We start from the raw sequence: 19,836 nt of genomic DNA on the forward strand, positions 1-19,836 counted from the left end.
ATCTTCGTGCACTTCGTGGTGAAGCTTTTACTCCAGGTTTTGAATTTGCTCGCGCATCTGCTCGATGAGGATCTTCATCTCCATCGCGCTGCGCGACACTTCCGCATCCACCGATTTCGAACCGAGCGTGTTGGCCTCGCGGTTCAGTTCCTGCATCAGGAAATCCAGCCGTTTGCCCACCGCGCCGCCCTGCGCGAGGATGCGGCGCATCTCGGCCAGATGGCTGGCAAGCCGCGACAGCTCCTCGTCCACGTCGATCTTGCTCGCGAACAGGGTGATTTCCTGGCGGATGCGCTCGTCGAGGGCGTCATGTGCCGGGGCGCCTTGCAGCGCCTCGCGCAGCCGCGCGGTGAGCTTCTGCTCGTAGGCGGCGATCGCGGCGGGTACATGCGGCATCACGCTATTGCGCAGCGCCTCGATCTTTTCCACGCGCTGCAGCAGGAAGTCCTTGAGTTTCTCGCCTTCGCGCGCGCGCGACGCAGAAAACTCCTGCAGCACCTCCTGCAGCAGGTTGAGCAGCGCGGCGCGCAGCTCGTCCGCCGAGGCAGACGGCGCTTCCAGCACGCCGTTCCAGCGCAGCACGTCCGCCACGCCCAAGGAGCGCGCATCCGGCAGGGCATTCTGCACTTCCCGGTTCCACGCGGCAAGCTGCAGCAGCAGGTCGCGGTTCAGCGCCGTGCTGGTTTGCGCGCCGCGTGCCGCGTAGTTGATGCGGCAATCCACCTTGCCGCGCTGCAGTTGCGCGGTGATCGCCTCGCGCAGCGCGCCCTCGACGCTGCGCAACTCGTCCGGCATGCGCAACTGGATGTCCAGGTAGCGGTGGTTGACGGCGCGCAGCTCAAGGGTCAGCGAGCCGCTGTCGAGCTCCGCGCTGGCGGCGGCGTAACCGGTCATACTGAGTATCATGGAAAGGCTCCCGAATAAAGGGCTGTGCTGGAGCGGCGCATTATATTACGATTGCGTCCTGTCAAATTTCCCCTTTGCCCATGAAGTTTTCGATACACCAGGCCAGCCACATCGGCAACCGCAAATACAACCAGGATCGCGCCGCCTATGCCTACAGCAGCGAAGTATTGCTGCTGGTGCTGGCGGACGGCATGGGTGGGCACTTGCACGGTGAGGTGGCGGCGGAGTTGATTGTCGATACGTTCGTCGAGTCGTTCGGCCGGAGTGCGCATCCGCGCATTGCCGACCCCGACGGGTTTGTGCTGGAAACCATGCGCCACGCCAACGAGCGTATCCTCAAGGTTGCGCACGACAAGGATCTGGGCGGCTCTCCGGGATCGACCTGCGTGGCTGCGCTGATCCAGGATGGCAAAGTGTACTGGGGGCACGCCGGGGACTCGCGGTTCTACCTGCTGCGCGACGGCGCGGTGCTGGTCAAGACGCGCGACCATTCGATGGTGCAGCAGTGGCTCGAATGGGGCATGGTCACCGCCGAAGAGGCGCGCATCCATCCGCAGCGCAACCAGATCACCAACTGCCTCGGCGGCGTCGAAGACCTGTTTTACATGGAGCAAGGCAAACCGATAGCGCTGCAATCCGGCGATACGCTGCTGCTCGGCAGCGACGGCCTGTGGGGGCCGTTTACCGACGAGGAGCTGGCCGTGGCCTTTGCCGCAAAGCCTGTCGCACAGGTGCTGGACAGCCTGATCACGAGCGCACTGGAACGCGAGAACGGCCATTCCGACAACGCCACCGGTATCGCGATACGCTGGGGAAAAAACGAAGCCGACCACGATACCGACCAACTCGTCTGCCACATCCTGGAAGTCGCCTGACTTTCGTAACCCATTAACCCTTTATCGAGGATTTAACATGCGCCCCAGCCAGAGATCGCCCAGCCAACTGCGTGAAATCCGCATCACCCGCCGCTACACCAAGCATGCCGAAGGCTCGGTGCTGATCGAATGCGGCGACACCAAGGTGGTCTGCACCGCGAGCGTCGAAGAAAAAGTGCCGCCGCACAAGAAGGGCAGCGGCGAGGGCTGGGTCACCGCCGAATACGGCATGCTGCCGCGCTCGACCAACGAGCGCATGGGCCGCGAGGCGGCCAAGGGCAAGCAGTCCGGGCGCACCCAGGAGATCCAGCGCCTCATCGGGCGCAGCCTGCGCGCCGTGGTCGATTTGAAAAAACTCGGCGAGCGCACCATCGTGGTTGACTGCGACGTGATCCAGGCCGACGGCGGTACGCGTACCGCCAGCATCACCGGCGCCTTCGTCGCACTGCACGACGCGGTGAGCGAGCTGTTGAAGAAAAACAAAATCCAGGAAACCCCGCTCAAGGAATTCATCGCCGCGGTGTCGGTCGGCATCTACGAGGGTGTGCCGGTGCTCGACCTGGATTACGCGGAAGACTCCGCCTGCGACACCGACATGAACGTGGTGATGTTGGGCAACGGCCACTTCGTCGAGGTGCAGGGCACCGCCGAAGGCCATCCCTTCACGCGCGCCGAGATGGACGAGCTGCTGGAACTCGCGAAGGCCGGCATCGCGCAGCTGATCGATAAACAGCGCGCCGCACTGGCGTAATGAAAAAACTCGTCATAGCCTCCAACAATCCCGGCAAGCTGCGCGAATTCCAGCGCATGCTCGCGCCCTTGGGCATCGAGGTGCTCACGCAGGCCGAGCTCGGTATCAGCGAGGCCGAGGAGCCGCACTGCACCTTCGTCGAGAACGCGCTCGCCAAGGCGCGCCATGTGAGCGCGGCCTCGGGCCTGCCCGCGCTCGCGGACGATTCCGGCATCTGCGTCGCGGCGCTGGGCGGCGCGCCCAGCGTGCAGTCGGCGCGCTATGCCGGGGACAATCCGAAATCCGATGCGCGCAATAACGAGAAGCTGCTGCGCGAGATGCAGGGCGTTGCCGACCGCCGCGCGCACTACTACTGCGTGCTGGTGCTGGTGCACCATGCCGAAGACCCGCAGCCCGTCATCGCCGAGGGCGAATGGCACGGCGAGATCGGCCACGAGGAGCGCGGCGAGGGCGGCTTCGGCTACGACCCGCTGTTCCGGCTGCCCGAATCCGGCAAAACCGCCGCCGAGCTGTCGCACGACGAGAAGGCGCTGGTTAGCCACCGCGCCAAGGCGCTCAAGGTATTGCTCGACAAGCTCAGCCTCGGCGCATGACCGTACACCAGCTGCATCCCGCCGGCCTCAGGGCGCAGGCGGTGAATTTCCAGGCGACCCCGCCGCTGTCGCTCTACATCCACATCCCTTGGTGCGTGCGCAAATGCCCCTATTGCGACTTCAATTCGCACGAGCTGCGCGGTACTCCCTCGCCCTTGCAGGGAGAGGGCGGGGGAGAGGGTAGAAGTGGCCAAATTCCGGAAAAGGAATACGTCGCCGCGCTGATCCGCGACCTCGAACTCGCGCTGCCGTCGATCTGGGGGCGCAAGGTCTACACGGTGTTCTTCGGCGGCGGCACGCCCAGCCTGCTCTCGGGCGAGAGCGTCGCGGAGATCCTGCGCCAGGTGCGCATGCTGCTGCCGCTCGATCTCGGTGCGGAGATCACGCTGGAGGCCAATCCCGGCACGGTCGAAGCGGAACGCTTCGCGGCGTACCGCGAGGCGGGCGTGAACCGCCTGTCGCTGGGCATCCAGAGCTTCAACGACGCGCATCTGAAGGCGCTGGGGCGCATCCACAGCGCCGACGAAGCCAGGCGCGCGATCGCCATCGCGCAGCAACACTTCGACAACATCAATCTCGACCTCATGTACGCGCTGCCCGGCCAGACGCTGGAGCAGGCCCTGCAGGATGCGCAGGCAGCGCTCGCGTTCGCACCGCAGCACCTGTCCTGCTACCACCTCACACTGGAACCGAACACGCTGTTCTACCGCAATCCGCCGCCGCTGCCGGACGACGATGCGAGCGGCGAGATGCAGCTCCGCATCGAGGAGCTGCTTGCGGCGCATGGCTACGAGCATTACGAGACCTCGGCTTTCGCGCTGCCGAAGCGGCAGGCGCGCCACAACCTCAACTACTGGCAGTTCGGCGACTACCTCGGCATTGGCGCGGGCGCGCACAGCAAGCTGAGCTTTCACGACCGGGTGATCCGCCAGATGCGCCACCGGCAGCCGCAGGCCTACCTCGATGCGGTGGCGCAGGGCAGCCCTGTGCAGGAGCAGCACGAGGTCGCGCCCGCCGATCTCGCCTTCGAGTTCATGATGAACGCGCTGCGCCTGAACCGGGGCTTCGAGGCCGCGCTGTTCCAGGAGCGCACCAGCCTGTCGCTGCTGTCGATACGCCGCAAACTGGAAGAGGCGGAAAAGCGCGGGCTGTTGACGCGCGATCCAGGCCGCATCGCGCCGACTGAACTGGGGCAGCGATTCCTGAACGACTTGCTAGAGATTTTCCTTGCGGCGAAAGACTAAATCCCACACCCCATGCCCCAAGCGTATTCCGCGCTGCTCGAACTTGGTGAGCGGGCGGTACTCGGGGCGCGGCGCGTAGTCCGCGGCGGTGTTCTCCAGCAGCGGCTCCTCGCTCAGCACGCGCAACACCTGCTCGGCGTAATCCTGCCAGTCGGTGGCGACGTGGAGGTAGCCGCCTGGCTTGAGTTTTCGCACCAGTTGCGCGACGAAAGGCGCCTGGATCAGGCGGCGCTTGTTGTGGCGCGCCTTGTGCCACGGGTCGGGGAAGAAGATGTGCACGCCGGAGAGCGAGCCGTCGGCGATCATGTCGCGCAGCACTTCCACGGCGTCGTGCTGGATGATGCGGATGTTGGCGATCTGTTGCGCGTCGATCAGCTTGAGCAGGTTGCCCACGCCCGGCGTGTGCACTTCGAGTGTGAGGTAGTCGTTTTCGGGGACTGCCTGCGCGATGGTCGCGGTGCTCTCGCCCATGCCGAAGCCGATTTCCAGGATCTTCGGTGCGGCGCGGCCGAAGGCCTGATCGAGATCAAGCGGCTGTGCGGCGTAGGGGATGCCGTAGCGCGGCAGCAGCGTGTCCACCGCGCGCTGCTGCGCGGGCGAGACGCGGCCCTGGCGCAGCACGAAGCTGCGGATATGGCGCTTGCTGAGGTCAGTGGTGTCTGTCATGGTGCTTGTATGAAAGCACCCTCTCCCCATCCCCTCTCCCACGCGTGGGAGAGGGTGCCCGGCAGGGCGGGAGAGGGAGTTTTTAACTGCGCGTCGAATCGATGATTCCAGCAGTCGGCGAGCTCGGGCTGGCGCTGTAGAACTTCTTCGGCATGCGCCCGGCGAGGTAGGCCTCGCGCCCGGCCTCCACGGCCTTCTTCATCGCGCCGGCCATCAGCACCGGGTTCTGCGCGGCGGCGATCGCGGTGTTCATCAGCACGCCGTCGCAGCCCAGCTCCATCGCGATGGCCGCATCCGATGCCGTGCCCACGCCCGCGTCCACGATCACCGGCACCTTCACGCGCTCCATCACGAGTTGCAAATTCCAAGGGTTGAGGATGCCCATACCCGAGCCGATCAGCGAGGCGAGCGGCATGATCGCCACACAGCCGAGGTCTTCGAGCTGCTTGGCGACGATGGGGTCGTCCGAGGTGTAGACCATGACCTGGAAGCCTTCCGCGATCAGCGTCTTTGCAGCGGCGAGGGTCTCGACCACGTTGGGGTAGAGCGACTGCGGGTCGCCGAGTACCTCCAGCTTGACCAAGGTATGCCCGTCGAGCAGTTCGCGCGCGAGGCGCAGGGTGCGCACCGCGTCATCGGCGGTGTAGCAGCCCGCGGTGTTCGGCAGGTAGGTGAACTGCGACGGCGGCACGGCGTCGAGCAGGCTGGGCTCGTTCGCGTTCTGCCCGAGGTTGGTGCGGCGGATCGCCACCGTCACGATCTCCGCTCCGCTCGCATCGAGCGCCGCGCGCGTCTCGGTGAAGTCCTTGTACTTGCCGGTGCCGACCAGCAGGCGCGATGAATAGCTCTTGCCTGCGATGATGAGTTTGTCGTTCATTTCCGTGTTCCTGTTAAGTTGAATCTTGCTTTCCTCTCCCCTCGCGGGATAACCAGCGACTTGGCTGTCGTATTTTGACAGCTTAGTCGAATGGCTAGCAGTTCCATCAGAGGGATTGAGGGAGAGGGGGTCAGCCCCCGCCCACCGCGACGACGATCTCCATCCTGTCCCCGTCCGCGATCTGCTGCGCCGCGAACTGGCTGCGCGGCACGATCTCGCCGTTGCGCTCCAGTGCGATGCGTTTTCTCGTCAGGCCCATCTCCTCGATGAGCGCGGCGATGCTGATGGCTTGCGGGAACTGGCGGGATGCGCCGTTGATGCTGACCGTTATCACTTTGGGAGTCTCTGAAATTGCCGAAGGCCGTGTTAGAATGCCGCCGCATTTTACACCAAGCGGGTGTAGTTCAATGGTAGAACGGCAGCTTCCCAAGCTGCATACGACGGTTCGATCCCGTTCACCCGCTCCAATTCGCTGCCCCGTGCAGCAGAATCTGCTTCGATTCGAGCAAAGGAGCGCGCCATGTTGAGCATAGAAAACCTGACACGCGCAGAAAAGCTGCGCATGATGGAGGCGATCTGGGATGACTTGGCGCGCGATCCGGCAGCGCTCACATCCCCCGAATGGCATGCTCAGGCGCTCAAGGATGCCGAACGTGCCCATGCGGAAAATCAGGCCGGTTTCGTGCCCTGGGATATCGCCAAGAAAAAGCTGCGTGACGGCATGTCATGAAGATCGAGATTCTGGATATCGCAATGGGCGATCTCCAGACCGGTCAGCAGTTTTATGAGCGGCAGCAGGAAGGGCTGGGCGCTTACTTTCTGGATGCTCTGTTTTCCGACATCGATGCGCTGCTGCTCTACGCGGGAATCCATCAGCAATTCTTCAGCTATTACCGTGCGCTCTCGAAGCGGTTTCCCTACGCAATCTACTACCGTGTGAGCGGCGAAACCATCCAGGTCTGGCGCGTGCTGGATTGCCGGCAAAAACCTTCGCGCACAGCCGGTGCGCTACGCGCCTGATGCAGTTTGCACGTTCCAGTTCTCACACTGTTTTCTGCGGCACTTCCCTGCAAAATAGGCCTTTCGGCATATTGACCGTGTGATGCGTGCGGGTTAGTGTGCGCTTCATAGTCAGTCCATGCGATATGAAAAAGTCGGCGCGAAGCTGACCCCCTTTCATTTTATGAGATAGGAGTATCCCCAATGAACGAAGAAAACATTCTCAAAATAGTGCAGGTCGTAAAGGCGCGTATTTCGGTAATCGCAGTCCCATACTTGTGCGCCGATTCCCGACTCCGCGAAGAAGTATCACGACGTCTTAAAGCAGAAGGTGACGACGATTCGATCAACTGGATAAACCAGCTTTGTGATGCCGGGAATTAAGGAGTGCAGCATGAACCACCCCTTTTATTTTTTAGTTATGAGGCGACTATGAAAAAATTTGCAGTTTTCACTGCATTGCTAATTACAGGAATAGCTCGAGCGGAGGATTTTTACTATGTACCTTTTAATGAGCCCGCTGGATCGCATTTTTGCTATCAATTGTGGGGAGGAAATACAAGAGAAAAACTGGTGCGTTTTTTTGAGGATCAAACGGGGGTGCGTGTAAGAGGGTATTCTGAATTCGATGATGGTGTAATTTTGGATACGGAGAAGGGGCGGGTGGCTCTTTGGTATCGAGGGATAGATTGTAAGTCTCCCCAATACAATCCGTTGTTACAAAGGACGCCGCCCAGTAATGCCCCTTCTTCCAAGAAAGGCTCACAGGCCAAATCCATCAACGATTTGAATGGGCATAAACCTGCTCCAGCGAGCAATAAGTTGGCCTCATCAAATTATCAAAATGACTGGACTGAGGCGGGGCCATTTTTTGAACGCAATCTTACTGAATGTATCAAGTGGGATCACATTCCTCTCGGGCTATATGGGAATCAGCGCAGGCTTGTCAGCGAAAAGAAATTATTAAGTAAAGATGCTAATAGCTTCACACTTATAGGTTCATTTGATGATGGAAGTGAGGATCGTAATGTTTTTTATAAGTCAAAAAGTGCATGCGAATTATCAATACCAAGCAAAGTTGACCAATCCAATGGAGTGAAGGTAGTACCTTCGCCATCATTCAATTGCGCAAAAGCTATAAGTGATGCTGAAAAACTGATTTGTAGTGATGCAGAGTTGGCTGCGCTGGACCTTGATCTCAGTGGCCTTTATAAACAGGCTAAGGAAAATAGTGGCGGTTCGGCAGAATTTAAAAATGAGACCGTTCGCGAGTGGAAGCGCCGAGAGTCAGACTGTCATTCGAAAGCATGCCTAATCCAATGGTATTCAGATCGTAGGAAACAATTACAACAATGGAGCGTGCATAAGAATTATGCTTATGAAAGTCAAAGAATAAAATATCCAATCTGTGGCTCATCCAAACTTGGCGATTACAAAATGAATGAGACCATTTCAAGTCAGGCCGTAATAGAAGCTATTGCTCAGCGTATTGGTTCTGGTTGTGGGGCATTAAATAATGACATTGTTGCGGTTGCATTCGGTGATGACAATTCCCTATTGGTGCTATCGAATTGGAAATGTGAGCCATTGGGTACTGGCTGGTTTCATTTGCACATCGTAAGAAATAATGATTTTTCAAATCTAACTTTGGGTTGCGGTCGACTTACTGAAAGTGCTTTACTTGCAAGACTTGCGTATGTCCCAGGAGAGTGGTCACCACCAATTAAAGTTGACCAATTTCGGCTTGTTGCAATGGACTATGCTCCTCAGCAATAAAGGCCAAAGCGCGAATCAAAACCGAGGGAGTGGCTTTGCGATTAGTATCTGGGCAGGACGGGTTGAGCATAGCGAAACCCATCCATCTTTCAGCTTTTGACTTCCCTTCCCTGTGCGCCGCCGAGTAGCGGAGGCTGGTCAGGGGGAGTCGGCGAGGACTGTCTGAGCGCGTAGCGCGAGTTCCGCAGCCGCCTGACCGGCCGAGCAACGCAGGGAACCGCGCAGCGGCGGCAAACCGGGGCGACTTCTTTGGGTTACCTTTCTTGGCAAGACAAGAAAGGTAACTTGCTGTCGGGCAACCCCCGACGGTTTTGATGTTGAATAACCGAGGGCAAGCTACCACATCGCGCGATAGCAGTCCGGTTACTTGACCCTGTACAACCTCTTCTCCAGCGTCTTCCCCTTCACCCCATCGAAGCGGTCATCCATCGCGGTTCCGAGCTTGCCGAGGCGCTCGTCGGGGTGCGGGTGGGTCTTGAACAGCAGCGCGACGTCGCCGTCTTCCTTGGCGTAGTGGCCGATCTGCTGCAGCACCGTGGGCAGGCCGAATGAGTCGTAGCCTGCGCGCGTGGCGAGCACCACGGCGATGCGGTCGGCCTCGAACTCGGCGTTCTTGTCGAGCGAGCGCGACACGATCTCCGCGCCGCTGCCGATGAGGCCCTGCACCTTGTCGCTGCCGCCGACGTTCTTCGCGATGGCCTGGCTGCCGAGGTCGATCAGCTTACTCTGCTGCAATATCTTGAGGTGGTGCTGGCGGATCACGTGGCCGACCTCGTGCGCGAGCACGCCCGCGAGTTCTGCCTCGCTCTGCAGCAGTTTGTACAGCCCCTTGGTGACGAAGATGTAGCCGCCGGGCGCGGCGAAGGCATTGACGTCATTCGAGTCGATCACGCCGAAGTGCCATTCCAGGTCGGGGCGCTCGCTCTGGCTCGCGACCCAGCGGCCGACGTTGTTGACGTACTTCTGCAGCTTCGCGTCCTTGACCAGCGGCGCCGCGCCGAGCAGGTTGCCGGCGATCTGCCGCCCGATCGCGACCTCCTCCTCGATCGGGGTGGCGGGCTTGCCGGTCACCTTTTCCTGCACGCCCTGCTTCAGCGTGTCCAGCAGTTGCTGCTCGAAGGGGTTTGCGGCCAATGCGGGGGCGGAGAACAGCGCCAGGCCCAATATCCAGAGTGTCTTGTTGTTCATGGCGTTCCTCCTCATTTTGGCGCGGGCAGGTAATCGAAGGGGCGCGCGGCGAGCTTGCCGGCGGCGGCGAATTTAGCGGCCTCGGCCTTGCCGGTCGCGTAGGATTCGGCGCGCTTCACTTCGGCCTCGTTGAATTTTGCCGCCTTGAGCTCCTCCTCGTTCAGGCCGCGGATGCCAGTGGTCGCGACCACCTTGCCGGTGCCGGCGCGTCCCGAGGCGAGCGCGAGCACGCCGGAAGCGTCGCCGCCGCCCTTGCGCGTATCGCCCTTGCGGATGCTCAGCATGCGCACCCAGCCCTTGCCTTTCGCGCTCTTCACCTCGTACCAGCCGCCGTCCTTTTTGAGGATGTCGACCTTGTCGCCCGTTGCCAGCGCCGCCACCGTCTTCGCGTCGCGGAACGGCTCGGCCTTGAGCTCGTCGCCCTTGATGGCCGTGCCGCTCTCGGCGGCGTGCAGCGTGCCGCTCAGCAGCAGCGCGGCCATCGTGATGCTCCATCGTGTTGTCTTCATGCCTTGTCTCCCTTTTTGTTGTCCCATTCCAGCAATGCCTCGGCGAACATTGCGCGCCAGCCGGCGCGCGCCGCGTCGCCGCCGAAGATGCGCCCGTGATGGATGTAGTGCTGCGCGGCATTATCCGGCTGCGCGAGGTAGCGGCGCAATACTGTCGGCAATGCAGTTACCACGGCGTCGGCATCGCGTTCGATCGCCGCCTGCGCTTCCGTATCCCCGGCCTCGGTCACCCAGGAGACGGCGATGTTTTTTTCGAACAGGTCCCACAGGCCTTTCTGCTCGCCGCGCAGCGCGTCCACGCTCTTGGCGAGCGTCCCGGTTCGTTCCAGGCCGTGGCGTATCTTCTCCAGCGCCGCGGGGGTGATCGCGTTGCGTTCGGTATCTAGCCGGATAAGCAGCAGCGTGGCGTGCAGGTCGCCGTTGCGCGCCGCCGCGGCGCGCACCATGTTAGGCCCGAGCGCCTTGCCCGTCGCCACGGCGTAGAGGCGCGCCAGCGAGAAGAAGGCCAGCCCGATCGACACCGGGCCGGTGAGGTTGATGTAGGTGGTGGTGAAGTTGATGCTCGCGTAGCTGATGCCGATGAGGATGAACTGCGACAAGCCGAACAGGCGGTCGATCTTGTCGCGCCCCGTGTCGCGGTAGAAGCCCCATGCCGTGATCCACACGATGGACAGCGTGAGCAGCAGGTACAGGAAGCGCGCCTCGGGGAAGCGCAGCGCGTCGCCGTGCTTGAAGTTGTCGATCGCCGTGGCGAGGATTTCCACACCGGGGTGCATCTTGTCCATCGGCGTCGCCTTGATGTCGAACAGGCTGGGCGCGGTCGAGCCGATGATGACGATCTTGTTTTTGAATTCGTCTGGCGGGCGCTTCTTCTCCTTGCTCGTCAGGTCGGCGTACACGTCGCTGAAGCTGACGTAGCGGTAGGTGAACGGCTTGCCGCGCCAGTTCAGCAGCACCTCCTGCGCGGGCGGCACTTCCCAGCCCAGCTCCTGCGCGATACGCGCCGGCAGCGAGGGCAGCTTCCAGCCGTAGTCGTCGCGGTAGACGCTGTAGCGCCGCGCCACGTTGTCGGGATCGGGGTAGATGTTGTGCAGGCCGAGGCGTCCGCCGTCGAGCGCGGCCTGGAAGTGTGGCAGCACCACCGCCACGGTCGCCTTGTCGTCGGGCTGTGCGCCGGGCAGCGGGGTCACGCCGGGAATCATGGAAGGCTTGACCTGGCTCAGGCCGTCGCTCTCCGGGTCGAGGCGCAGCATCGGGAAGAAGGTGTTGTTCGTGGCCGCGATGGCCTCGTTGAAATAGGCGTCGCTGTCCGGGTTGTACACGTCCGCGTCGCTGAACAGGATGTCGAACACCACCGCCTTCGGCTGCTGCTTCTCGACCTGTTCGACGAACTCGCCCATCACCTGGCGCGGCCATGGCCAGCGCCCGTAGTCTTTCGCCATCGCCGCGAGGCTGGCCTCGTTGATATCCACGATGACGATGTCCGGGTCGGGCTTGGGCGCGACGATCCGGTAGCGCAGCATCGCGTCGAACGCCGCCTGGCGCATGTCGCTGGTGATATGTAGCACCGTGGTGTCGAGCACCGCGAACACCGTGAACAGCCCCGCGAGGTAGAGGTAGAAGCCGTGCTTCCAGAGTTCCGCGATGCGCTCGTAGAGCCGGGCACGCCAGCGCAGCAGGTGGTTGACGATCTGTTTCAGTCTCATGGGATCCCCGATGGTTGAGGCGGCGCGGCGCCGTGCATCGCGATGCGGGAGACGAACCCCACCGCCAGCAGGTTGGCCGCCACCGCCACGTAGCCGACCGTGCCGTAATCGACGATATGCCCCGCATTGTCCTGCGAAATGATGAATCCCGCCAGCGTCGAGGCCAGCCCCATCGCGAGCGCCTGCGTGGTGGCGTTGAGCGACATGAAGGTGCCGCGCAGTCTCGGCTGCGCCGCCGAGGTGATGATCGCCATCGCCGGGATCATGCGCCCGGACACCAGCACGAAAAAGGAGGTGGTGCAGACCAGCCACAACCACAGCGGCACCGCGCCGATATGCGTGACCACCAGCAGCGGCAGCAGCGCGGCAAGGGCGACCAGGCGGTAGACCTCGATTTTGCCGTGCGAATCGGCCCAGTAGCCGATCAGCCGCGCGGTGATTAGGGTCGCCGCACCGCCCGCGAGGTAGACGAGCGGGATGTCATGCTGCGAGATGCCGACGTTATGCACGGAATAGAGGGTGATGTAGGGGATCACCGTGAAGCCGGAGAAGATGATCAGTGCGGAGAACAGCAGGGCGCGCAGGTGGTTGGCGTCGCGCAATACGTCGAACATCGGCACGAAGGGATGGGCGCGCTGTTGCGTGCCAAGGTGGTGGCGCATCTCCGGCAGCACGCGCAGGCCGATGAGAATGAACAGCACGACCAGCACTGCGATGAAGACGAAAGGCGCGCGCCACTGGAAATGGTTGGCCAGCCACAGCGACAGCGGCACGCCCGCGACGGTGGAGACAGAGAACGCCGCCGACACCATGCTGCCCGCGCGGGCGCGGCGCTCGAACGGGATCACATCGCCGATCATGGTCTGCACCAGCGCGCCCATCACGCCGCCGAATGCCCCGGCCAGGCCGCGCGCGACGAGGAGGGTCGCATAGCCCGGCGCCAGCCCGCAGGCCAGCGTTGCCAGCCCGAACAGCGCGAACATGGAAAGCAGCAGGCGGCGGCGCTCGAAGCGGTCGACGAAGGTCGCGGCGAGCAATCCGGAGGCGGCGGCGGAAAAGCTGTAGGACGCGACCAGCAGGCCGAACTCGTGCGTGGTGATGCCGAACTCGGCGATCAGGATCGGGCCGAGCGGCATCATGATCATGAAGTCCAGCACATGGCTGAACTGGATGCCCGCGAGGGTGAGCAGCAGGTAGCGTTCGCGTTGCGGGGTGAGGGGTGGGTGCACGTGGAATGATGGCCGCGAAGTTGAGGCTGGATTCTAACGTTTTGAATCAGAGGCAAGAAATTTTTGTGCGTTTTGCGGTGCTAGAATCATCCCTCGATTTATCCGACTTCCATCATGCCGCAACCGTCTTTTGTCCATCTCCGCCTGCACAGCGAATATTCCATTTCGGATGGCATGCTGCGCGTGGACGAGGCGATCGCCGCCGCGAAGAGCGATGCCATGCCCGCGCTGGCGCTGACCGACCTGAACAACGTGTTCGGGCTGGTGAAGTTCTACCAGGGCGCGCGCGGCAAGGGCATCAAGCCCGTCGCCGGCTGCGACGTGCTCATCAGCAACGACGCCGACCGCGACCGGCCGCACCGACTGCTGCTGCTGTGCCAGTCGCGCGAGGGCTATCTGCTGCTGTGCCGCCTGCTGTCGCGCGCCTACCTGGAGAACCAGCACCGCGGCCGCGCCGAGCTGCGCCGCGAGTGGTTGCACGAGGGTACGGCCGGGCTGATCGCGCTGTCTGGCGCGCACCTCGGCGACGTCGGCTGCGCGCTGCTGGCCGGCAACGCGCAACAGGCCAGGCAGTACGCGCAGGAATGGGCGGCGCTGTTCGCCAACCGCTATTACGTCGAAGTGCAGCGCGTGGGTTTCGCCGATGAGGAGCATTACATCCACGCGGCGGCGCAACTCGCCGCCGGGCTCGGCCTGCCGGTGGTCGCCACCCACCCGGTGCAGTTCCTCAAGGCGGACGACTTCAAGGCGCACGAGGCGCGCGTGTGCATCTCCGAGGGCTACGTGCTTAACGACAAGCGCCGCGCGAAGCAATTCACCGCGCAGCAGTATTTCAAAACGCAGGCAGAGATGGCCGAGCTGTTCGCCGACCTGCCGGAGGCGTTGCAGAACAGCGTGGAGATCGCGCGGCGCTGCAACCTGTCACTCGTGCTGGGTAAGCCGCGCCTGCCGGACTTCCCCACGCCAGACGGCTCAAGCCTGGAAAACTACCTGCGCAGCGAGGCCGAGCGCGGCTTGGCGTTGCGCATGGAGCAGCTCTATCCCGATGCGGCGGAGCACGCCGCGAAGCTGCCGGAATACCAGGCGCGGCTCGCGTTCGAGACCGAGACCATCATCAAGATGGGCTTCCCTGGCTACTTCCTGATCGTGGCGGACTTCATCCGCTGGGCGAAGGGCAACGGCGTGCCGGTCGGCCCGGGGCGCGGCTCCGGCGCGGGTTCGCTGGTGGCCTACAGCCTCGGCATCACCGACCTCGACCCGCTACGCTACGGGCTGCTGTTCGAGCGCTTCCTCAACCCCGAGCGCGTCTCGATGCCCGACTTCGACGTGGACTTCTGCCAGGACGGGCGCGAGCGCGTCATCGACTACGTGAAGAAGAAATACGGCGCGCAGTGCGTGTCGCAAATCGCCACCTTCGGCACCATGGCGTCCAAGGCGGTGATCCGCGACGTCGGGCGCGTGATGGATTTTCCCTATGGCCTGTGCGACAGCCTGTCCAAGGCGATCCCGCTCGAGGGCGTGAAGCCGGTGTCGCTCGCCAAGGCGCGCGAGATGGAGCCGGAGATCAACGCCATCGCCGAACGCGAGGAGGGCGTGCCGGAGCTGCTGGAACTCGCCGGGCGCCTTGAGGACCTGACGCGCAACGTCGGCATGCACGCGGGCGGCGTGCTGATCGCACCGGGCAAACTTACCGATTTCTGCCCGCTGTATTGCGCCGATTCCGAGGCCAGCGTGGTGAGCCAGTTCGATAAGGACGACGTCGAGGCCGTCGGGCTGGTGAAGTTCGACTTCCTCGGCCTGCGCACGCTGACCATCATCGACTGGGCGGTGAAGTATGTGCGCGGGCTGAAGGCCGAGGACAGTGCCTTCAACATCGAAACCATTCCGCTCGACGACAAGCCGACCTACGAACGCATCTTCAAGACCGCGAACACCACCGCGGTGTTCCAGCTCGAATCGCGCGGCATGAAGGACATGCTCAAGCTGGCCAAGCCGGACCGCTTCGAGGACATCATCGCGCTGGTGGCGCTCTACCGCCCCGGCCCGATGGACCTGATTCCGGATTTCTGCCGGCGCAAGGAAGGCGCCGCGTTCGAGTATCCGCATCCCGCCGTCGAATCGGTGCTGCGCGAGACCTACGGCATCATGGTCTACCAGGAGCAGGTGATGCAGATGGCGCAGATCGTCGGCGGCTACAGCCTCGGTGGCGCCGACCTGCTGCGCCGCGCGATGGGCAAGAAGAAGCCCGAGGAGATGGCCGAGCACCGCGGAATCTTCGTCAACGGCGCGCTCAAGAACAATACCTCCGAGGCACAGGCCGGCGAGCTGTTCGATCTGATGGAGAAGTTCGCCGGCTACGGCTTCAACAAGTCGCACGCCGCCGCCTACGCGCTGGTGGCCTACCAGACCGCCTATCTCAAGGCGCACCATCTGGCCGCCTTCATGGCGGCGACGCTGTCGGCGGACATGGACAACACCGACAAGGTGCGCATCTTTTACGATGATGCGCGGCATCAGGGCCTGCGCATCCTGCCGCCGGACGTGAACAGCTCGGGCTACATGTTCGCGCCGGTGGGCGAAAAAACCATCGCCTACGGCCTCGGTGCGGTCAAGGGTACCGGCAGGGCGGCCGTCGAAAACATCATCCAGGCGCGCGAACGCGGCCCGTTCAGGGACCTGTTCGATTTCTGCCGCCGCGTGGACAAGCGCATCGTCAACCGGCGCACCGTCGAGGCGCTGATTCGCGCCGGCGCGTTCGACGGTATCAACGCCCATCGCGCCTGCCTGATGGCGACGCTGGATGCCGCGCTGGCGAGCGCCGACCAGCACGCGCGCGCGGCGAACCAGAACAGCCTGTTCGGTGACGACGAGGCGGATGCAGCCCTGACCGTGCAGCATGCCGACGTGCCGCGCTGGCGGCTGCGCGAGCAGCTTGCGCACGAAAAGACCAGCCTCGGTTTCTACCTCGGCGGGCATCCTTATCAGGAATACGAGGAGGAGCTCGCGAACTTCATCAAGGTGCGGCTGGGCGACCTCACGCCGCAGTTCGTCGGCAAATCTTCGAACGGCGGTGGTTACGGCAACGGCGGGCAGGGCAGGTCGCGTGGCGTGCAGGTGGTGCTGGCGGGCATCGTGGCCGGGCTGCGCATCCAGCAGACGCGGCGCGGACGCATGGCGGTGGTCACGCTGGACGACGGTGGCGCGCAGATCGAGGTGACCGTGTTCAACGACCTCTACGAGCTGAGCCGCCCGTGGATACGCGAGGACGAGCTGCTGGTGGTGCAAGGCAAGGCCAGCCTGGATTCGTATACCGATAGCGTGCGCGTGAACGCCGACGAGTTGTTCGACTTCGCCTCGGCGCGCTCCGCCTTCGCGCAGCGGCTTGAGCTGAACTGCGACGGCAAGGCGAACGTCGCGCAACTCAAGAAACTCTTTACACCGTACCGCGACGGCAAATGCCCGGTGCTGATCCACTACCGCAACCACGCCGCCGCCTGCGAGCTGCGCCTCGGCGAGGCGTGGCAGGTCACGTTGCACGACGACCTGATAAGCGGTCTGCGCGAGTTGCTGCGGCCGGAGAACGTGAAGGTGGTTTACGGCTAGCCGGTCGATCCCGCGACCGGCTTCAGGCCACAGCGCCTTTCCCCGTTCACTACCTTGCTACGTAGTTCAGCGTATTTCTTATCCGGTATTCCTGGTTCATTATTCATACCATCGGGTATCGTTCCGCCCTTCTTTTCACGGCCACCCAACCATCGAAGAAAAGGAGTTCCAAATGACACGCCATAAAGTGAAGAGGAATGAGTTTCGCCTTGGAAGTGGAGCCATGGCCAGCATCGAGTATTGGACCAACTCGACAACAGTTCACGTGGCCGCATTCGACACGGATAAGCACCAGGTTTCGCTTGCCGAATATCAGGCCTCGGTCGGCACGGCCGGCGATCTCACGCCCGAGCTGCAGGAGGCCTTGATCGACAGCCTGGCCAACGCGCTCGAATACGCCCTCATCAGGAAGCCGGATCTCCTTGTCCGGAAACGGCAAGCGGCATAGTGCATTTGCATGGAAGCTTCAATCGAGCATAATGAACGCTCGAAAGGAGAGAACATGCGCATCATTTCTTTGATTACCGCTTCGGTGTTTGTCGCCGCCAGCCCGGCGGCCTGGGCGGAGGGCGCGCCCGCCGAGCCGCCGAAGGCAGAGACGCAGGCGGCTCCTGCAACACCAACCCCGGAAAAGTTCACCGAGTCCATCAGGCCGGCCACCCAGTCGAATGCGCCAAAACCGAGGGAATCAGGGCTCGACCAGCCGCTCTGCACCGGGGAGTGAAGCTTTGCCCGGATGCGGGGCGGCCTCCCGTGTTGAGGCGGCCTTCCCATAAGGAGTAGAATTGCGGCCTTGCGCAGCGGCTACCGTCTGCAAAGGGAGGAAAAACGATCAGGATGGACATGGCCGGGGTGTTGCCGTTGGATGTGGCGGGCACGATCGTCGTGCTTTGGCTGGCTCTGGGAATCCTGGGGCTGGCGCTGCAGGGCAGTCCGCATCTCGTCGCCAAGGCCATCTTCCCCGCCGGTGCCTTCGCCTCGCTGGCGCTTGCCGCCACCGGCCTGTGGGCGCTCGGCGAACCCGCCACCGTCGCCATCCTTCCGCTCGGCCTGCCCGACCTTCCGCTGCACCTGCGCCTCGATCCACTCTCGGCCTTTTTCCTGATCCTGCTCGGCGGCGCATCGTTCGGCGTGTCGCTGTTCGGCGCGGGCTATTTCCGATCCATGCCGGGCAAAACGCTCGGCCTGCTGTGCCTGGAATACCACCTGTTCCTCGCCGGCATGGCGCTGGTGCTGCTCGCCGATGACGCCTACATGTTCATGGTGGCCTGGGAGACCATGGCGCTGTCCTCCTATTTCCTCGTCACCACCGACCATCATGTTCCCGACATCCGCAAGGCGGGCTACCTCTACCTGCTGATCGCGCATGTCGGCGCGATCGCCATCCTGCTCTCCTTCGGCGTGATGCAGGGCGGGCAGGGCATAGGCGCATACACCTTCGCGGCGATGCGCGAGGCGCACCTCACGGAATTCTGGTCGTCGGTGGCGTTCCTGCTCGCGCTGTTCGGCTTCGGCGCGAAGGCCGGGCTGCTGCCGCTGCATGTCTGGCTGCCCGAGGCGCATCCGGCTGCACCCTCGCCGGTTTCCGCGCTGATGAGCGGCGTGATGCTGAAGACCGCGATCTACGGCATCCTGCGCGTCACCTTCGACCTGCTGGATGCGCACCAGTGGTGGTGGGGAGTGCTGGCGCTCGCGCTGGGCCTGCTCACCGCGTTGTTCGGCGTGATGTTTGCCGCGGTGCAGGGCGACATGAAGCGGCTGCTCGCCTATTCCTCCATCGAGAACATCGGGCTGCTGCTGGTGGGCATCGGTCTCGCGATCATCTTCCACGTTTACGGCAAGGATGCGCTCGCGGCGTTGGCGCTCACCGCGGCGCTGTACCACAGCCTCAACCACGCCTTCTTCAAGAGCCTGCTGTTCATCGGTGCGGGTTCGGTCCTGCACGCGACCGGGGAGCGCAACATGGGGCGCCTCGGCGGGCTGATCCGCAGGATGCCCTGGGCCGCGGTGCTGATGCTGGTCGGCGTGCTGGCCATCTCCGGCCTGCCGCCGCTCAACGGCTTCGTCTCGGAATGGCTGCTGCTGCAGGCCTTCCTGCTCTCGCCGGGCCTGCCGAACAGCTACATCAACATGCTGATTCCGGTGGCGGCGGCGGTGATCGCGCTCGCGGCCGCACTCGCGGCCTACGTGATGGTGAAGTTCTACGGGATCATTTTCCTCGGCCAGCCACGCGAGCCCGCGCTGGAGCATGCGCACGACGCCGGCCCCTGGGAGCGTCTCGGGCTCGGCTGGCTGGCCTTCGGTTGCGTGGCGCTCGGGCTGGCGCCGGTCTTCGTGATACAGCAGCTCGACCATGTCACGCAGATGCTGATCGGGCAGGGGCTGGGCAATGCGGCCGGCGGCTGGCTGTTCCTCAGCCCGGTGGACACCGAGCGTGCGAGCTACAGCCCGGTGTTCTTCCTGTTCGCGGTACTCGGCGTGATGCTGGTGACCTCGCTCGCGGTGCACCGCTTCTACCATGGGAGGCTGCGCCGCGGCCCGGCCTGGGACTGCGGTTTCCCGGCGCAGACCGCGCGCATGCAGGACACCGCCGAGGGCTTCGGCCAGCCGATCCGGCGCATCTTCGAACCGTTCTTCAAGATCGAGAGCGAGCTGCCGGGCGCGTTCGACACCCATCCGCGCTATCACGGCCGCAGCGACGACCGCATCTGGCTCGCCCTCTACCTGCCGATCAAGCGCATCACCGAGAAGCTGTCGTCCTGGGTGTCGGTGCTGCAGCACGGGCGCATCCACCTGTACCTGAGCTACACCTTCGTCACGCTGGTCGTGCTGCTGGCGTTCATGTGATGGAAAACATAAACCTGACCCTCGGCATCGTGTGTAGGGTGGGTACGTTTTTGTGCCCACGCGGATT

Annotated in this window: 20 protein-coding genes and 1 tRNA gene; 13 read left to right on the forward strand and 8 right to left on the reverse strand. The window is 63.0% G+C overall.

Annotated elements, in window-relative coordinates; genetic code table 11:
- Positions 1–27 precede the first annotated feature (27 nt).
- Complete coding sequence (locus ACRRNM_RS09635; protein ID WP_435628011.1) at positions 28–906, reverse strand: YicC/YloC family endoribonuclease; 879 nt, start codon at positions 904–906, stop codon at positions 28–30.
- A gap of 80 nt (positions 907–986) precedes the next feature.
- Between ACRRNM_RS09635 and ACRRNM_RS09640 the strand changes: the two genes are divergently transcribed.
- Genes ACRRNM_RS09640 through hemW form a run of 4 tightly spaced genes read left to right on the forward strand, consistent with a single transcriptional unit; the run spans position 987 to position 4,369 of the window.
- Positions 987–1,781: a PP2C family protein-serine/threonine phosphatase gene (locus ACRRNM_RS09640; RefSeq protein ID WP_435628012.1), complete on the forward strand. Its 795-nt coding sequence runs from the start codon at positions 987–989 to the stop codon at positions 1,779–1,781.
- Positions 1,782–1,818: 37 nt separating this feature from the next.
- Complete coding sequence (rph, locus tag ACRRNM_RS09645) at positions 1,819–2,532, forward strand: ribonuclease PH (protein ID WP_435628013.1); 714 nt, start codon at positions 1,819–1,821, stop codon at positions 2,530–2,532.
- Entirely contained in the window at positions 2,532–3,125 is a 594-nt protein-coding gene (rdgB, locus tag ACRRNM_RS09650; protein ID WP_435628014.1) for an RdgB/HAM1 family non-canonical purine NTP pyrophosphatase, read from the forward strand. The genes rph and rdgB overlap by 1 nt, the downstream gene beginning before the upstream one ends.
- On the forward strand, positions 3,122–4,369 hold the full coding sequence (gene hemW / locus ACRRNM_RS09655; protein WP_435628015.1) for a radical SAM family heme chaperone HemW: 1,248 nt from the start codon (positions 3,122–3,124) through the stop codon (positions 4,367–4,369). The genes rdgB and hemW overlap by 4 nt, the downstream gene beginning before the upstream one ends.
- Here hemW and trmB read toward each other — a convergent pair.
- The 3 genes from trmB to thiS all read right to left on the reverse strand — a co-directional run bounded on the left by trmB (position 4,340) and on the right by thiS (position 6,246).
- A complete protein-coding gene (trmB, locus tag ACRRNM_RS09660) occupies positions 4,340–5,035 on the reverse strand; it encodes a tRNA (guanosine(46)-N7)-methyltransferase TrmB (RefSeq protein WP_435628016.1) in 696 nt (231 codons plus the stop codon). The two genes, hemW and trmB, sit on opposite strands and share 30 nt — an antisense overlap.
- Positions 5,036–5,117: 82 nt before the next feature.
- Positions 5,118–5,912 carry a thiazole synthase gene (locus ACRRNM_RS09665; RefSeq protein WP_435628017.1) on the reverse strand — a complete coding sequence of 265 codons (795 nt, stop codon included), beginning with the start codon at positions 5,910–5,912 and terminating at the stop codon, positions 5,118–5,120.
- 130 nt (positions 5,913–6,042) lie between these two features.
- A complete protein-coding gene (gene thiS, locus ACRRNM_RS09670) occupies positions 6,043–6,246 on the reverse strand; it encodes a sulfur carrier protein ThiS (RefSeq protein ID WP_435628018.1) in 204 nt (67 codons plus the stop codon).
- 59 nt (positions 6,247–6,305) lie between these two features.
- On the opposite strand from thiS, the gene ACRRNM_RS09675 reads away from it, so the two are divergent.
- The 5 genes from ACRRNM_RS09675 to ACRRNM_RS09695 all read left to right on the forward strand — a co-directional run bounded on the left by ACRRNM_RS09675 (position 6,306) and on the right by ACRRNM_RS09695 (position 8,687).
- Positions 6,306–6,379 (forward strand) — tRNA-Gly (locus ACRRNM_RS09675).
- 53 nt (positions 6,380–6,432) lie between these two features.
- On the forward strand, positions 6,433–6,642 hold the full coding sequence (locus ACRRNM_RS09680) for an addiction module protein (RefSeq protein WP_435628019.1): 210 nt from the start codon (positions 6,433–6,435) through the stop codon (positions 6,640–6,642).
- A complete protein-coding gene (locus tag ACRRNM_RS09685) occupies positions 6,639–6,932 on the forward strand; it encodes a type II toxin-antitoxin system RelE/ParE family toxin (RefSeq protein ID WP_435628020.1) in 294 nt (97 codons plus the stop codon). The genes ACRRNM_RS09680 and ACRRNM_RS09685 overlap by 4 nt, the downstream gene beginning before the upstream one ends.
- 183 nt (positions 6,933–7,115) lie before the next feature.
- Positions 7,116–7,295: a hypothetical protein gene (locus ACRRNM_RS09690; RefSeq protein ID WP_435628021.1), complete on the forward strand. Its 180-nt coding sequence runs from the start codon at positions 7,116–7,118 to the stop codon at positions 7,293–7,295.
- Between the two features lie 48 nt (positions 7,296–7,343).
- Positions 7,344–8,687, forward strand: coding sequence for a lysozyme inhibitor LprI family protein (locus ACRRNM_RS09695; RefSeq protein ID WP_435628022.1), 1,344 nt, complete (start codon positions 7,344–7,346; stop codon positions 8,685–8,687).
- Positions 8,688–9,050: 363 nt separating this feature from the next.
- On the opposite strand, the gene ACRRNM_RS09700 is transcribed toward ACRRNM_RS09695, so the two are convergent.
- From ACRRNM_RS09700 to ACRRNM_RS09715, 4 genes are read right to left on the reverse strand one after another with little or no spacing between them, the layout of a single operon-like run.
- Positions 9,051–9,875: a M48 family metalloprotease gene (locus ACRRNM_RS09700; protein WP_435628023.1), complete on the reverse strand. Its 825-nt coding sequence runs from the start codon at positions 9,873–9,875 to the stop codon at positions 9,051–9,053.
- Between the two features lie 11 nt (positions 9,876–9,886).
- Positions 9,887–10,384: an SH3 domain-containing protein gene (locus ACRRNM_RS09705; protein ID WP_435628024.1), complete on the reverse strand. Its 498-nt coding sequence runs from the start codon at positions 10,382–10,384 to the stop codon at positions 9,887–9,889.
- Complete coding sequence (locus ACRRNM_RS09710; protein WP_435628025.1) at positions 10,381–12,090, reverse strand: CHASE2 domain-containing protein; 1,710 nt, start codon at positions 12,088–12,090, stop codon at positions 10,381–10,383. Before ACRRNM_RS09710 ends, ACRRNM_RS09705 begins: the two co-directional genes overlap by 4 nt.
- Positions 12,087–13,319, reverse strand: coding sequence for an MFS transporter (locus ACRRNM_RS09715; RefSeq protein WP_435628026.1), 1,233 nt, complete (start codon positions 13,317–13,319; stop codon positions 12,087–12,089). Before ACRRNM_RS09715 ends, ACRRNM_RS09710 begins: the two co-directional genes overlap by 4 nt.
- Before the next feature lie 114 nt (positions 13,320–13,433).
- On the opposite strand from ACRRNM_RS09715, the gene dnaE reads away from it, so the two are divergent.
- The 4 genes from dnaE to hyfB all read left to right on the forward strand — a co-directional run bounded on the left by dnaE (position 13,434) and on the right by hyfB (position 19,769).
- Positions 13,434–16,922 (forward strand): DNA polymerase III subunit alpha, encoded by a 3,489-nt coding sequence (gene dnaE / locus ACRRNM_RS09720; protein WP_435628027.1) that lies wholly within the window; start codon positions 13,434–13,436, stop codon positions 16,920–16,922.
- Between the two features lie 172 nt (positions 16,923–17,094).
- On the forward strand, positions 17,095–17,370 hold the full coding sequence (locus tag ACRRNM_RS09725; RefSeq protein WP_435628028.1) for a hypothetical protein: 276 nt from the start codon (positions 17,095–17,097) through the stop codon (positions 17,368–17,370).
- 54 nt (positions 17,371–17,424) lie between these two features.
- Positions 17,425–17,646, forward strand: a complete 222-nt coding sequence (locus ACRRNM_RS09730; protein WP_435628029.1) for a hypothetical protein — start codon at positions 17,425–17,427, stop codon at positions 17,644–17,646.
- A 119-nt stretch (positions 17,647–17,765) separates the two neighbouring features.
- Positions 17,766–19,769 (forward strand): hydrogenase 4 subunit B, encoded by a 2,004-nt coding sequence (gene hyfB / locus ACRRNM_RS09735; protein ID WP_435628030.1) that lies wholly within the window; start codon positions 17,766–17,768, stop codon positions 19,767–19,769.
- Positions 19,770–19,836: the final 67 nt, after the last annotated feature.

The sequence above is a fragment of the Ferrigenium straubiae genome (genome assembly GCF_051257895.1).
GTDB lineage: Bacteria > Pseudomonadota > Gammaproteobacteria > Burkholderiales > Gallionellaceae > Gallionella > Gallionella straubiae.

What these genes read in the sequence shown, in the direction of transcription:
- ACRRNM_RS09635 (WP_435628011.1), bottom strand. Translation starts at nt 906, where the DNA reads ATGATACTCAGTATGACCGGTTACGCCGCCGCCAGCGCGGAGCTCGAC.
- ACRRNM_RS09640 (WP_435628012.1), top strand. Translation starts at nt 987, where the DNA reads ATGAAGTTTTCGATACACCAGGCCAGCCACATCGGCAACCGCAAATAC.
- rph (WP_435628013.1), top strand. Translation starts at nt 1,819, where the DNA reads ATGCGCCCCAGCCAGAGATCGCCCAGCCAACTGCGTGAAATCCGCATC.
- rdgB (WP_435628014.1), top strand. Translation starts at nt 2,532, where the DNA reads ATGAAAAAACTCGTCATAGCCTCCAACAATCCCGGCAAGCTGCGCGAA.
- hemW (WP_435628015.1), top strand. Translation starts at nt 3,122, where the DNA reads ATGACCGTACACCAGCTGCATCCCGCCGGCCTCAGGGCGCAGGCGGTG.
- trmB (WP_435628016.1), bottom strand. Translation starts at nt 5,035, where the DNA reads ATGACAGACACCACTGACCTCAGCAAGCGCCATATCCGCAGCTTCGTG.
- ACRRNM_RS09665 (WP_435628017.1), bottom strand. Translation starts at nt 5,912, where the DNA reads ATGAACGACAAACTCATCATCGCAGGCAAGAGCTATTCATCGCGCCTG.
- ACRRNM_RS09680 (WP_435628019.1), top strand. Translation starts at nt 6,433, where the DNA reads ATGTTGAGCATAGAAAACCTGACACGCGCAGAAAAGCTGCGCATGATG.
- ACRRNM_RS09685 (WP_435628020.1), top strand. Translation starts at nt 6,639, where the DNA reads ATGAAGATCGAGATTCTGGATATCGCAATGGGCGATCTCCAGACCGGT.
- ACRRNM_RS09690 (WP_435628021.1), top strand. Translation starts at nt 7,116, where the DNA reads ATGAACGAAGAAAACATTCTCAAAATAGTGCAGGTCGTAAAGGCGCGT.
- ACRRNM_RS09695 (WP_435628022.1), top strand. Translation starts at nt 7,344, where the DNA reads ATGAAAAAATTTGCAGTTTTCACTGCATTGCTAATTACAGGAATAGCT.
- ACRRNM_RS09700 (WP_435628023.1), bottom strand. Translation starts at nt 9,875, where the DNA reads ATGAACAACAAGACACTCTGGATATTGGGCCTGGCGCTGTTCTCCGCC.
- ACRRNM_RS09705 (WP_435628024.1), bottom strand. Translation starts at nt 10,384, where the DNA reads ATGAAGACAACACGATGGAGCATCACGATGGCCGCGCTGCTGCTGAGC.
- ACRRNM_RS09710 (WP_435628025.1), bottom strand. Translation starts at nt 12,090, where the DNA reads ATGAGACTGAAACAGATCGTCAACCACCTGCTGCGCTGGCGTGCCCGG.
- dnaE (WP_435628027.1), top strand. Translation starts at nt 13,434, where the DNA reads ATGCCGCAACCGTCTTTTGTCCATCTCCGCCTGCACAGCGAATATTCC.
- ACRRNM_RS09725 (WP_435628028.1), top strand. Translation starts at nt 17,095, where the DNA reads ATGACACGCCATAAAGTGAAGAGGAATGAGTTTCGCCTTGGAAGTGGA.
- ACRRNM_RS09730 (WP_435628029.1), top strand. Translation starts at nt 17,425, where the DNA reads ATGCGCATCATTTCTTTGATTACCGCTTCGGTGTTTGTCGCCGCCAGC.
- hyfB (WP_435628030.1), top strand. Translation starts at nt 17,766, where the DNA reads ATGGCCGGGGTGTTGCCGTTGGATGTGGCGGGCACGATCGTCGTGCTT.